Here is a 13,969-nt window from a genome sequence, read left to right as displayed (position 1 = left end):
ATCAACAAACATTATTACTGGGAATGGAATCGCGCTAACCTCTAGCTAATTAAAGGTAAAACCCAAAATTTATTAATCGATACAGGTTTGGGTGTTGCTAGTTTGCGCCAACATATAGCAACTTTAATTGATAAACCATTACTTGCGATCGCTTCTCACATTCATTACGATCATGCGGGAGGAATACACGAATTTGATCGCATTGCTATTCATCCCGCCGAAGCTGAAGCTTTAAGACAAGGAGATGCTGATGCTGCTTTATGTACGCCAGAAGGCGGCGGGGTATTAGACGAACATTTTGCCGAATTACCTTATCCTGTAGCCAAGGATAAAGCGTGTAGCTTTGAAATACCATCCCGCGATCAGAACCTGGGTCTAATACGACCTCATTATCAACTTATTCATCTTTCCTTTGTGTATTTGCAAATTAATATTTTGCAAAATGGTTAATTGTTTATTTTTTGTCCCATAACTTTTACATAAGTTATGAACTTCTAGTTTTGGTTGGTCTAAATACTGATTGTATTCATCGGAAACCTGAGTATTAGCTGCTCCTGACAATTCAACTTGATTCACTAGAATGTTCTTCTATATTTCGCATTAACAGCAATTAAAAATATTTCTATCTCGCGCCGATAATCTTGAATTTTGTATCCGCAAGTTTATTTATTAATAGCTAACTTGTGCATACTTAGTTAAGCGAATAATGAATACACAAACTGTTAATTTCACGACAAAGAGGAATGTTTTAATAAAAGATATTAATTTAATTAACCTAATTATTAAGTGATACGTTGTTAGTATCGATACATTGTTGATTTTTCGTCAGCGTCGGCAATAGAGAAAAACTGTAGATTCCCACCGAAAGACTTTGCAATACCTAGCTGCTAAAGTATCAACACTTCCCGTAACCCATTATTTGTGCTACCCTCGTATCCTTAAACAAGCTACTCTTATAGCTCTTGTCAGCACCACTTATGGACGATTAGTTGCCGAATTGTTCACGCTTTGTTACAAAAGTATAGAGAACTTCTATAAAGTGAAGAAAAGATGTTCGCTGGACTTACTGGCTCAACTACTCCTAATACTGGCACTGATTGGGGAGAGCGAATGCTCAACAGCGTCGCCAGCAAAACCATTCGTCATTTGTTGACTCAAAGTGAGTCAATAGAAGTTTCTGTACGTTGCTACCCCTCCAGCAAGCTGTTACAAGGCAGCATAGACAACTTCAAAATGAGCGGTCGGGGCTTGGCAATCCGCAAAGACTTTTTGGTGGAAGAAATGTCTTTTGAAACCGATGCTGTAGCTTTAGATTTTGGCTCGGTACTAGGGGGAAAGCTGAAATTAAAGCAGCCCACTCAAGCGGTAGCGGAAGTAAAATTATCTGAAGCAGGTATCAACCATGCTTTTAATGCAGAATTGGTAAAAAAACGCCTACTTAACTTAGATTTACCCAGTTTGACCGAATTATCAGGGGGCGAACCTGTTTCTTTTAGCGAGGTACAAGTTGAACTCTTACCTAATAACCAAGTCAAGATATTGGCAAAAGCAGATTTAAACAACGAGGAATTAGTACCAATTAGCATGACAGCAACTCTAGCTGTAGAGCGGCGGCGGCGAGTAGCATTTAACAATCCGCAATTTACTACCGAGCTTGCTTCCGAAGCCCAGAAAGAGATATCTCAGGCTTTGGCGATCGCTTTTGCGGAAATTTTAGATAATATGGTTGATCTTGACCGCTTCGATCTTGATGGGGTAACGATGCGGATTAATCGATTAGAAACAAGCGGAAAACAGCTAATTTTTAGCGGTTATGCCCAAATCGAACGCATACCCAATACTCCTTGAGCCAATCATCGGCTTAGTTGCGGTATGCTACGAGGGTCAAAAGTATAAGTAATTATGAATTCACGAAAAGCGCCCTCACTAAAGAGAGAATTGGGGGTTTTTGGCGCTACTTTGATGGGTTTGGGTTCAATTATTGGTACGGGGGTTTTTGTCAGTATTGGCATTGCTGCGGGGGTAGCAGGATCGGCAGTAATTTTATCGGTAGCCATTGCCGCTATCATCGCCGCCTGCAATGGTCTAAACAGCGCTCAACTAGCTGCAAATCATGCCGTAAGTGGCGGAACCTACGAGTATGGTTACAAGTATCTCAACCCTGCTTTGGGTTTTACGGCGGGTTGGATGTTTTTACTAGCAAAAACTGCTTCGGCAGCAACGGCGGCTTTGGGTTTTGCTGGTTACTTGCTCAATGCTAATAATTTAGGCGATCGCGCTTTACTAATTCCTATCGCTGTAGTTTTAGTTGCAATCTTGACTTCGGTAGTTTTAAGCGGGCTTCAGCGCTCTAATTTGGCAAATATTGTTATTGTCTCTATCTCCTTATTATCCTTAAGCTTTTTTATCGCTGTAGGTTTACCTAAAGTTACAACCGAAAACCTAACGCCTTTTTTCCCAAAATCCATAGCCGGGGTGCTGCACGGTAGCGCCTTAATGTTTGTGGCTTATACAGGATATGGACGGATTGCAACAATGGGGGAAGAAGCACGAAGTCCTAGAACGACTATTCCCAAAGCAATGATAGTAACAATCGCCATTACTATGCTGCTTTATATGCTGGTGGCGATCGCCTCTGTAGGTTCCGTAGGCGCGGAGGTACTGAGTGCGGCAACTAATGGACAATCGGCTCCCTTGCAAGTAGTAGTTAGTAAACTAGGAGTTTGGGGTGGTAGTCAAATCCTCACCATTGGAGCGCTGTTTGCCATGTTGGGAGTGCTGCTTAACTTAATTTTGGGTTTATCTCGTGTCCTTCTAGCAATGGCACGTCGCCACGATATGCCAGGGATTTTAGCGCGGTTGAATAAGCAAGCAACACCTGACGCAGCAGTAATAGCTGTCGGTTGTGCGATCGCGCTAATAGTTGTATTAGGCAATAATGTCAAAACTACTTGGTCTTTTAGTGCCTTTAATGTTTTGATTTACTACGCAATTACTAATCTTGCCGCTTTACAAATTCCCCCCCAAGAGCGCCTTTATCCCCAGTGGTTGGCTTGGATAGGGTTACTTGCTTGTGGGTTTTTAGCTTTTTGGGTAGAGTGGCAAATCTGGCTGCTGGGAATGGTTTTAATATTAGCGGGATTAGCATGGCAGCAGCTTATCCGGCGAGTTGCAACTTGATAAAAACTAGGGGAGAAATAAATCTCCCCGTCTTTTATTAGCGCCCTACTCCTACGTACCTAAATCCAGCCTTGATTAATGCTTCCCTGTCAAGAAAATTACGCCCATCAATCAATACCGGATTATTCATCAGACTAGCCATTTTAGCGTAGTCTAAGGTGCGGAACTGCGACCAATCAGTTACCAGTACCAAAGCATCGCAACCATCGGCTAAACGCTCGGCATCCGTCTCTACTAGCACCCCGGCAATGCCATCGCGCAAGCCACTTTGAGAAACAATCGGATCGTAGGCTTTAACAGTAGTTCCGAGGCGGTTGAGATGCTCGATTAAGTTTAGTGCTGGCGCGTCGCGCATATCGTCGGTATCTGGCTTAAAAGTAAGCCCTAGTAAGCCTACAGTTTTGCCCTTTAGTATCTTGAGGACTTGTTGCAGTTTTTCAACTAAAATCAGACGTTGCCGTTGATTGACACTAACCGCAGCTTTGAGTAACTGGGCTTCGTAGCCGTAATCGTCGGCCGTGTGAACTAAGGCTGATACATCTTTAGGGAAACAAGAACCACCCCAACCGATACCTGCTTGCAAAAACTTGTTGCCAATTCGGGAATCTAACCCAATTCCTTTAGCAACTTCGGTTACATCTGCACCCACACGATCGCAAATATTGGCAACTTCATTAATAAAGCTGATTTTAGTAGCTAAAAAAGCATTAGCAGCATACTTAATCATTTCTGCGGAGCTTAAATCTGTAATCAGTACCGGGACTTGTGGGAGATTCGGAGCGGTGGCAAAAGAGCGATCAATAATTGGGGCGTACAGTTCTTGCATCATGGCGATCGCTTTAGGGTTATTGCCACCTAAAACAATGCGATCGGGGTTGAAAGTATCGTATACTGCGGAACCCTCGCGCAAAAATTCGGGATTGCTAACTACATCAAACAGAGCTTGGCGATCACCTGTTGCCTGTTCGCTGGTAATACTCCCTGCACCTACTAAAGCTTGCTGGCGATTTAGCACCCCGCTTTGCACAATCATTTTTACCCAATCACCCGAACCAATTGGCACGGTAGATTTATTGACAATAACTTTGTAGCCGCCGTTTAAATGTTCGCCAATGCCACGAGCTACAGCCTCTACATAGCGGGTGTCGCTTTCCCCAGTAGGTAAGGGGGGCGTACCTACGGCAATAAATAAAATCTCTCCGTGAGTAACCCCTGAACCTAAGTCTGTTGTAAATTCCAACTTTCCCGATTGGCTAGACGATTGCATAATCTCTGACAATCCCGGCTCAAAAATTGGCGAGTGTCCAGCCTTCATTAACTTTACTTTTTCTTCGTTGTTGTCAACGCAAATTACATGATGACCGATATGAGCTAAACAAACACCAGTAACTAAGCCGACGTATCCTGTACCAATCACACAAACACGCATAAATTGTCAATCCTTTAATAAATATTGGGACGCTATTTATAAATACGTCCAGTTTTGCACTCCTTGCGCTTCGATCGTCAAAAAACTAAGTATCTGCCGCTAAGACACTGATGAATGGGGAGTGCTGGCGCTGATGCGACTTTGAAAATCTGCAATGGTGAGCTTTAACCCTTCATCTAAAGGAATGGTTGGCTCCCAATTAAGTAAGGTTTTTGCCCGTGTGATATCTGGACGACGGCGGCGGGGGTCGTCTTGAGGCAATGGCTCAAACTTCAGCTTGGCGCTAGGATCTATTAGGTTTTGAACTTTGGTTGCTAGTTCTAAAATTGTGTATTCATCCTGATTTCCTAAATTAACTGGCCCAATATAATCGCCATTCATTAGCCGTATTAACCCTTCAACTAAATCGCTGACGTAGCAGAAGCTCCGAGTTTGTAAGCCTTCTCCATACACTGTTAAGGGAATACCCTTTAAAGCTTGGGCTACTAAGTTGCTCACTACTCGCCCGTCGTTTTCCAGCATTCTCGGCCCATAGGTGTTAAAAATCCGAGCTACTCTAATGTCTACATCATTTTGACGGTGATAGTCAAAAGCTAGAGTTTCCGCCACTCGCTTACCTTCGTCATAACAACTCCGAATGCCAATCGGGTTGACATTGCCATGATAGTCCTCGGTTTGGGGATGAACTTCGGGATCGCCGTAGACTTCAGAAGTTGATGCTAAAAGAAATCTAGCTTTTACCCTTTTGGCAAGCCCCAACATATTTAAGGTTCCCACGACATTTGTTTTTACTGTCTTTACAGGGTTAAATTGATAATGTACTGGGGAAGCAGGACAGGCTAAATGATAAACTTGGTCGGCTTCAAGACGGATTGGCTCTGTAATGTCATGACGGATTAGTTCAAAGTAAGGATGGTCTAGCCAATGCAAAATATTCCGCTTGTGACCTGTGTAGAAGTTATCTAAGCATAAAACTTCGTGTCCTTGGTTCATTAATCGATCGATCAGATGGGAACCGATAAACCCTGCACCGCCCGTAACCAAAATTCTCATAACTTACTCTTTCAATATATTGTTGATGGGATAGAGCGCGATAGAGCCACAAGCTCGCACTTCGCACTTTTGTTACTCAAACTATGACTTTTTAATGGCTACAAAGCAACTCTTGTATAGCATGAATGCAATTTCTTTTCGCAAAGTTAATAACAAGGTTATTTAGCTTGAGTTAATTAGCAAACTATCAGACATTCTGTACAAACGCACAGATTTTAAAAAATGTTTCGTAAAAAAAGCTTTACTCGATTGCTTTACGAAGCGGATTTTGACCAGAAATAAAGGCTTTAGCTACTTTTTGAGGTTCTCCAATCATGACAATGGAACCTGTAATAGCTGTAACTAACTGCGTATTCACATCGCTAATTGCTAAAACTCCTGTGTTTGTGCGCCTTTGTAAAAAATGCAATACCACTAAATCGTATTCTTTTGCCGCCGTTGAGATCGCACTTGCAATATTGTCGTGAGGTGTAATGTTTATTTCTACTTGCCCCTCTAAACCCAATTTAGAAACCATTAGCGACAGTTGCGAGCGAGTCCAAGCTATGTTATTAGCACTGCTGCGGCGATCGCAGATATGCAGTAGTGTTACCTGAGCGTCGTTTCCTGATGCCAGCAGCCGCGCAAATTTAACAGGCTGCAATGCTTGAGTTGTCAAATTTTCTATCGGTACTAAAATTTGTTTAATATCTGTCGGGGATTTTAGCAAGCGCGTAACGGCAACAGGACAGTGAGAAGCCCATAAAACACTATCTATTAAGTTACCCAGCAACCGGGAGCGAATTCCGGTACTTTTTCCCCAACCCATGACAATTAAACTGGCGTTTTGTTCGCGACTGGCGCGAGTAATTCCTGAAGCTACCGCATCGTCAATGCGTAATAAAGGCTCTGCTTCTACTCCCAATTGTTGACTCAATTGAGCAGCATCATTGATAAGCTGCAAGCTTCTTTGGAGTGCGACTTCTACTTGCGGCGCGTTCATATGTACGGAAGACTTGGCGATCGCTAAGGGGATGATGCGCCCAGAAGTTTGCCGTGCTAGTATTGCCGCCAGTTCTATTAAATACTGCTCGGTTTTGGGGTTGTATACAGGTACTACTACGGTAAACTTTCCCTGTTCGGCGATATTACCTGTGTAATCGGGCGTTGGCTCTAAAGGTGTGGTGACTGGTACTAAACCCACCGCTACCCGGCTAGTAATTATTGGACCCAAGGTTGCAGTTACGAGCATTAAAACAATGACGCTATTCAATACCCCTTCCGTTAACAATCCGGCTTTGTATCCCACCAAAGTAGCAGCTAAGGTTGCTCCTACTTGGGGCAGAGATAACGACCACATTGTTAGCATTTCATTCCATTTGTAACGGTAAACGAGTTTTGCTAGCAATGCGGCGATAAATTTACTAGCAATTAAACCACTGACGATCGCCAAAGTTAGCCAAATTGTACTAATACTTTTGATAAAGGCAGGAATATCGATTAGTAAACCCAAATCGACAAAGAAAATGGGAATAAATAATACATTGCCTACAAATACAACTTTTTCTTTAACTGGCCCTCCACCTACGACATCATTTACTGCTAATCCTGCCAAGAAAGCGCCGACAATTTTTTCAATTCCAATCAGTTGAGCGCCTACAGCCGAGAGGAATACGGCAAGTAATACAAATAAAAATTGATTGCCTTCTTCGTCTCCCGATCGCCGGAAAAATTCTTTCCCGGCTTTGTCAAAGCCAAACAAAACTACCGCCGAGTAAACAATTAGCGAACCCACCAAAGTTATCAAGCGCCAAATAGTGAAATCTCCAGCATTAATAGCTACACAGATCGCCAGGACTAAAAGCGCTCCAATGTCTGTAAAAATAGTTGCGCCAATGGTCACAATTACCGACTCATTAGCGATCGCACCCAAACGGCTAATCATCGGGTAAGCAAGTAATGTATGGGAAGCAAATAAAGAGCCAATCAAAATTGAGGAATTCCAGCCAAAATCAAAACTGCGCCCAACAATTGTTCCCATAATTAAAGGAACTAAAAAAGTAAATGTCCCAAATACTAACGAACGATTTTTAGTCCGCCGAAACTGCTCCATATCAACTTCTAAACCTGCCACAAACATTAGGTACACAAGCCCAATGTCTGAAAGCAGTTCCATAGTTGGCGCGTCATTTTGCAGTACATTTAAGCCATTACTACCAAGAGCTACACCCGCCGCTAATAATCCCACCAATCCGGGTAGTCGCAGCTTTTCGCTGGCAATTGGCACAACTAAAATAACGACTAGCAAAATTGCAAAAGGCACAATCGGCTCGTTACTGAGAACCTGCCTTGCTGATTCTTGGGCTATAAATTGTAAAGACTGCATAAATAGCTCGTGCGATCGCCTCGTTAATAGTTAGATCAAGCCAATAATTTTTATCCCGGCACGATTTTGTTGTCAGCAACTAAAGCCATAAAAATACTATAGTCAAGCGATAAAAACTACCCCTCTAGGGGTGGATTTGACTCAAGATAATTTTTAAGCGATCGTAGTCATCTTTAAGCAGTACGCTAAGAGTGCGTCCAGCTTTGACTAGCCAAGGGCGATCGCCTAAGCGCAATTGATAAATCTCTCGAATCGCCGCCGCCGTTAAAGCGTCAACGGGGGCATTACTTACTTGCAATAGCGTCCGCAAAAAATCTAACTGTTCGCTAAATTCGACAATTTCTTGAGGTTCGCACTGATTAACAGCTTGATGTATTTGGGGCGGACGCGGGGGCAAATATTGATGTATTTGGCCAGTTCCTCTGTTATTTTGCTGTTGCTTAAATCCCACAATTGCGGCGCGAAACTCAGTTTTGAGCATGGCGAATATTTGGGGTTGTTGTTCGCGCAAGTCTTGCAAAGATAAACCTAAAGCCCTAGCCCGATGAATGGAATCTATAGGCATTGTAGTAGCGTGATAAACCACCGCGTAGATTGTATTGCCCGATTCTTCATCTAAAGACTTTACCCAACTACCAAAAGGCGGCATAACAGGGAAGCTCAGATCGTCAGGATCGAGACACTGAGCCAAAAACTCGGTAGTAGAAGTTTCGATCGCCTCCGCAATATGGTGAGTTGGGCGATCGCTTATAGCAAATTGTGGCAAAGGAAGGCGCATAAACTAACTATTTTGCTTTTTTGCGTCCGGCGGTTACTTCTACTGGAGTTAGTTCGGTCAATTTAAAAGTAACTATTTTATCCCAGTTACCCCCTTCAAATAATACCGCCGCTTTGCCGTCGGTTACTCTTTGAACTAAGCCTGTGACACCATAGTAAGTATCGTTAGTATTAGTCACGCGCACTACTGAGCCAGGAAATATCATAGTTTTTATTACGAGTTGCTTTTTTAAAATTACCTTACTTTGCCTTGGGCTGGAAGACTAACTATGGCAACACATCTTTTTAAAGAAGGCAGTCATCAGTAAAACTTCAAAACTAAATGAAATATTTAGTAATATTTCATAGCCCGTTGACGATAATTTGCTACAGATTCTACTATCCCAATCGCAATAAAATTAGTAAGCATTGCCGATCGCCCGTAGCTAATCCAAGGTAAAGGGATGCCCGTTACCGGAGCTAAACCGATAGTCATACTAATATTGACAATTACCTGAAATACCAGCATTGACAACACTCCAATAGCTAGTAACGAGCCAAAATTATCTTTAGCAGTTTGGGCAATATGGAGCAAACGCCAGCAAATTAGCCAAAAAGCCAATAACACCATCAAGCAGCCAACAAAGCCTAATTCTTCCCCAATTGCTGAGAAAATAAAGTCTGTATGCTGCTCTGGGATAAAATTAAGCTGAGTTTGAGTACCGTTATTTAATCCTTGTCCCCACTTTTCCCCCGCACCGATCGCAATCCGCGATTGAATTAAATGATAGCCGCCACCTAGGGGATCTTTTTCGGGATTGAGAAATAAAATAATCCGGTCTTTTTGATAATCTTTTAATATTCCCCACAGCAAACTACCCAATTCTCCGGCTACAAGGTTAATTGCCACAGTGCTTACTGCTCCCATCCATTTCCAAGGTAGGGTAGCTAAAGCAATTATCGACATGGCGATCGTCCAAATTATCCAGCTAGGTAAATAGACATTAAATAAAATTACCGAAACAAGGGGCGAAACTAGCAAGATTAGCCAACCTGGATTAGCATTTCCCCAGTAAAGCATCCCCAAAGTAATCGCCCCAAACACTAGCGAAGTACCTAAATCTGGCTGCAAAAATACTAAAGCCCAAGGTACAGTCGTAATTGCTAAAGCCTTTAAAAAAGCTGGAATCGTCGAGGCAGTTTTGGTATGTAGAATCGCCGCCAAAGTAATAATAACTCCAACTTTGGCAAATTCTGAGGGTTGGAGATTAAAGCCACCTACGGTAATCCAGCGTTGCGCTCCTTTAGCTGTAGTCCCAATGATCATTACTGCTATTAAGCTGATATTGGTAATGCCATAAATTAACCAATGCAACTGTAGCAAGTTTTCGTAACGCCACCGAGCAATCAGCATCGCGATCGCCAAACCTACGCCGCCTACAAGCCAATGCTGCCACCAGTCGGTAAGTCCTTGGTTTAATTCGGCACTGCGAATCATCAAGCCGCCAAACAGCGTTACACTCACGCATAAGCCCAGCAGCCATAAATCTATTTGCTTCCAGGGTGCGAATAGGTAGGGACGGATTTTAAATGATAAACTTCGCAGTAGCATTTGGCGAGTAGGTCAATGGTAGTAGTTTTAATTTTTATATCACTACTCTGATTTTCCCGTAATTACATGACAAAACAGAGCATAAATTAGCTCTGTGCTGATTGCTGCTACTAAAAACAGATTCTACATTGGGTGGTATTAATTAGAAAGTTGACCGCAACGCCGTCTTACCTCAGTTTTAGACCTGGTAAAACCAGGTGGGCATCGGGGCGTTTAGCTTGAAGTTTCCGGGTACAAGCCCGGTTTACTGCTGCCAAAACGTTTTGATTCCCTTATCGGACAAAACATAGATCAAAAACATTATTGGCAGTCACCAACGTCGCAGCACAACCTTACTCATTATAATAGCAATTAGTTTTCCAGCCTAGCAACAACCTTGGTATCTCTAAAAAAGCCCAAGTATCGAGCCAAATAATTTAAGCTCTACCTCGGAGAATTTGCGCCATCTCATTAGGCTTAGGTGATGCTTCTAAAGCGGTTTCTTCGGTAATTCTGCCTTCTTCGTAGAGTCTGTATATTGACTGGTTCATAGTACACATTCCTTCAAAGTTGCATCGAGGAATAATAGATTCTACTTCTTCTACTTCGTTACGCAAAATATAGTCTTTAATTGCATCGCTATTAATCATAATTTCATGGATTGCCGCTCGTTTGCGATCGGTAGTTCTCACCAAGCTTTGAGAGATTACAGCAACTAAAGACTCGCCGACTTGAATTCGCATCGGTGCTTGTTCGTCGGGGTTGTAAAGGTTCAAAATCCGCTCAATAGTTTTAACAGCGCCGTTAGTGTGCAGAGTACCAAAAACTAAGTGTCCTGTCTGGGCGGCTTTGATGGCTGTATTTACAGTTTCGCGATCGCGCATTTCTCCAATGAGAATAATATCAGGATCTTCGCGTAAAGAAGCCTTTAGGGCGCTATCAAATTGTTTAGTATGAATGCCTACTTCTCTTTGCTTGATTAACGATTTTTGACTTTTATGCACAAATTCTACCGGATCTTCAATTGAGATAATGTGTTTAGGCATTTCTTTATTGATATAGTCAATCATTGCTGCCATTGTTGTAGACTTCCCAGAACCCGTTGGCCCAGTTACTAAAATCAAGCCTTTATGGTAGTGACACAAATCCCGGAAAACTGGCGGTAAACCTAGTTGATCCATTGAGAGGATTTTTAAGGGAATTAATCGCATGACCATAGCTGGCCCATTTAGCGATACAAAGATGTTAATCCGCACGCGCACCAATCCCTCGTACTGGGTAGCACCGTCGTACTCCATATCCTCACGAAATCTCTCAATTTGTTCTACGGTCAGAATTTCTCCTATCCAACTAAAAAAGGTAGCCTCATCGGTTTGTGGATACTGACAAATAGTTATTTGACCCCTTTCGCGGAAACGAGGTACTTCTCCAACGCCTAGGTGCAAGTCCGAAGCTCCCTGTTCGTATGCTTCTAGGACTAATTTCTCTAAAGTTGGTTGTACGTCTTTACCAAAGCTAGGACGCGCTGCTTGAGCTTTGGGCAAAGACCCTGGTTGATGAGCAGAAGTAGGTGGTAAAGGCGCTGGTTGATGAGCAGAAGTAGGTGGTAAAGGTGCTGGTTGATGAGCAGAAGTAGGTGGTAAAGGTGCTGGTTGATGAGCAGAAGTAGGTGGTAAAGGTGCTGACTGATGAGCATTAATCTGAGCATTCGTACTATCTAGGGCAGATGATGGCGATCTTTGCGTACCAGCATTAGCATTGTTAGCAACATTTTGTCTTGGTGGTGGTGGTGGTGGTAGTGGTAGACGGGAATTAGAAGGAGTTGAATTTAATGGACTTTGTGGTTCTGTCATGTATCTACAACTGTTTTTAGGCGTAATTTAATGAATGTCAATATAAAAGAGGCAACTTGAGTAATCGACGATGCTTGGGCGCTAAACCTGTGAGCTTTATTTTGTTTAAGCCAGATTTCACCCTGTACAAAAAGCCATCAATAGACTCGATTGCATCTTATATAGTCTTCCCAATAAGTTGCCCAAAATATCAGGCGATTACTTTTTATTATTTATTAGTGTCGCTGAAACCTCTGTGCTAGGATTAACTCTCTATCTTTGGGTAGATTATGAGAAAATAAATCATTGTTTTTAAGAAATATTAAGTTACTTGTTAAAAAATATTTAATCTAAATGGAAAGGTAGTAAATATAAACTAGCATTGCCTGAACAAAAAAGTTGTAACGGATAATTAGAGAGGCTTTTGGCTCTGGTAACTATAGATAAAAAGTATTAAAGACAACTTTATTGAAACTTTGCTTTCATAAATCTTAGATAATTAATTGTAAATTTTAATAACTAATCGATCATACTTCGCAGTGCTGTACATATACTTGTACTTAACAATGACAGTCAAGAAATTTTCTTGGCGACAGCAATATTACTCAATTTAAAATTTTTATTACCTTTGGAGGTAAATCATGGCTCTAGCTCAAAGCTCCAGTCTAAAAAAGAATAATTCCTTGTTCATGGTTAAAAGCTTCTTAATGTGGACTTTTACCTTAGCGGTATGCCTACTAGTGGTAGGTTTTCCATTGGTTGTTTTGATGGCTACAGTAGGTGCTTTGCTGTCAGTTATTCTCCAGTCAGTAATGCCAATTAGTGCGGTTTTGTTGGTTGCTGGTAGCTTAATTGGGTTGAATGTGTTTGCAGTAATTGCTGGTGCTAGTATATTAACTTTTAAGGGTATTCACCCAACAGAAGTAACCTGGTTAAGCTGGCTGCATGGTGAGGTAGATAATGCACATAGTTCGGTTTATGCCGCTTGTCCTTTAACGTGCGATCTTGATTAGTAAGCAGCCTAAGAAAAAGGCTGGTGCTAAATAGTGCATCAATCTACCCGGTTAAAGCCGGGTTTTTTTATGGGGAAAATTGCGAAGCCCTGCGTGCGCGCTTGCGCTATCGCCAAAACTGCACTTAAAATTGTTTGTGGTTAATATAAACCAAGGGCGAATAGCTTTGTTAGATTAAATATCTTTAGCATTAAAAATCTTATCGTTAGGCTTTATTCAAACTAATGAGATAAATTGTAATATAAAGCTAGAGATTTTAAGGTTTGTAAATTTTTCTACTAGAATAACGTACAAAGATACTATAGCTAATCAACAGCAATGTTAAAAAGTATTGACCGTATAGAAAAAGCTTTACTAGGACAAATCTTACTTCGCAAAGGACTAATTTTAAAAGCTGAACTAGAGCAAGCTTTACGAGAACAGATTAATAGCAAAAAAAAGCTAGGCGAGATCCTGCTAGAACAAAACCTGATTTCTAGCTCTGAACTAGATCGCGTACTCAACGAGCAAAATATGATGCTGGGGAAAATTTTGCTGCAAGAAAACTTAATATCTCCAGATCAACTTGAACACGCTTTGAGCGAACAAACTTCCAGTAATACAAGACTAGGCGAACTGCTGGTAGAAAAAAATATTATTTCTCCTCAGCAGCTAGAACAAATCTTAGAAAAACAATACTGGCAAAAAAATGGTTTCTGGCTAATTTCTTAATTCTAAAACGCCCTAAAGTATCTAAATTAGTCTGTCAGT

General features: G+C 41.8%; 12 protein-coding genes and 1 other RNA gene. 5 read left to right on the top strand and 8 right to left on the bottom strand.

All coding sequences use genetic code 11. From position 1 onward, the window contains the following. Positions 1-48: 48 nt before the first annotated feature. The 3 genes from C7B70_RS27705 (at position 49) to C7B70_RS11995 (ending at position 3,180) form a co-directional block, all read left to right on the top strand. Entirely contained in the window at positions 49-450 is a 402-nt protein-coding gene (locus C7B70_RS27705) for an MBL fold metallo-hydrolase (protein ID WP_255409331.1), read from the top strand. Positions 451-1,050: 600 nt separating this feature from the next. Beyond that, complete coding sequence (locus C7B70_RS12000; RefSeq protein ID WP_106369284.1) at positions 1,051-1,848, top strand: DUF2993 domain-containing protein; 798 nt, start codon at positions 1,051-1,053, stop codon at positions 1,846-1,848. A gap of 54 nt (positions 1,849-1,902) precedes the next feature. Next, entirely contained in the window at positions 1,903-3,180 is a 1,278-nt protein-coding gene (locus tag C7B70_RS11995) for an APC family permease (protein WP_106369283.1), read from the top strand. Positions 3,181-3,217: 37 nt separating this feature from the next. Here C7B70_RS11995 and C7B70_RS11990 read toward each other — a convergent pair whose 3' ends face one another. The 8 genes from C7B70_RS11990 to C7B70_RS11955 all read right to left on the bottom strand — a co-directional run bounded on the left by C7B70_RS11990 (position 3,218) and on the right by C7B70_RS11955 (position 12,227). Next, on the bottom strand, positions 3,218-4,609 hold the full coding sequence (locus C7B70_RS11990; RefSeq protein WP_106369282.1) for a UDP-glucose/GDP-mannose dehydrogenase family protein: 1,392 nt from the start codon (positions 4,607-4,609) through the stop codon (positions 3,218-3,220). Between the two features lie 99 nt (positions 4,610-4,708). Next, positions 4,709-5,662 (bottom strand): UDP-glucuronic acid decarboxylase family protein, encoded by a 954-nt coding sequence (locus C7B70_RS11985; RefSeq protein ID WP_106369281.1) that lies wholly within the window; start codon positions 5,660-5,662, stop codon positions 4,709-4,711. A gap of 241 nt (positions 5,663-5,903) precedes the next feature. After that, a complete protein-coding gene (locus C7B70_RS11980) occupies positions 5,904-8,027 on the bottom strand; it encodes a cation:proton antiporter (protein WP_106369280.1) in 2,124 nt (707 codons plus the stop codon). A 124-nt stretch (positions 8,028-8,151) separates the two neighbouring features. Continuing rightward, entirely contained in the window at positions 8,152-8,805 is a 654-nt protein-coding gene (locus C7B70_RS11975; RefSeq protein WP_106369279.1) for a hypothetical protein, read from the bottom strand. A 7-nt stretch (positions 8,806-8,812) separates the two neighbouring features. Next, complete coding sequence (locus tag C7B70_RS11970) at positions 8,813-9,010, bottom strand: NAD(P)H dehydrogenase subunit NdhS (protein WP_106369278.1); 198 nt, start codon at positions 9,008-9,010, stop codon at positions 8,813-8,815. Between the two features lie 125 nt (positions 9,011-9,135). After that, on the bottom strand, positions 9,136-10,395 hold the full coding sequence (gene rodA / locus C7B70_RS11965; protein ID WP_106369277.1) for a rod shape-determining protein RodA: 1,260 nt from the start codon (positions 10,393-10,395) through the stop codon (positions 9,136-9,138). 147 nt (positions 10,396-10,542) lie between these two features. After that, a non-coding RNA gene (ssrS, locus tag C7B70_RS11960) (6S RNA) lies at positions 10,543-10,726 on the bottom strand. Between the two features lie 85 nt (positions 10,727-10,811). After that, positions 10,812-12,227: a PilT/PilU family type 4a pilus ATPase gene (locus C7B70_RS11955; protein ID WP_106369276.1), complete on the bottom strand. Its 1,416-nt coding sequence runs from the start codon at positions 12,225-12,227 to the stop codon at positions 10,812-10,814. A gap of 620 nt (positions 12,228-12,847) precedes the next feature. Between C7B70_RS11955 and C7B70_RS11950 the strand changes: the two genes are divergently transcribed. Both C7B70_RS11950 and C7B70_RS27700 read left to right on the top strand, forming a co-directional pair. Continuing rightward, a complete protein-coding gene (locus C7B70_RS11950; protein WP_106369275.1) occupies positions 12,848-13,219 on the top strand; it encodes a hypothetical protein in 372 nt (123 codons plus the stop codon). Between the two features lie 318 nt (positions 13,220-13,537). Beyond that, positions 13,538-13,930: a hypothetical protein gene (locus C7B70_RS27700; RefSeq protein WP_233220909.1), complete on the top strand. Its 393-nt coding sequence runs from the start codon at positions 13,538-13,540 to the stop codon at positions 13,928-13,930. Positions 13,931-13,969 lie beyond the last annotated feature (39 nt).

Source organism: Chlorogloea sp. CCALA 695, from assembly GCF_003003885.1.
Lineage (GTDB): Bacteria > Cyanobacteriota > Cyanobacteriia > Cyanobacteriales > Chroococcidiopsidaceae > Aliterella.
Note: the sequence above shows the minus strand (reverse complement) of the source record. Positions and strands in the feature narration are given on the sequence as shown.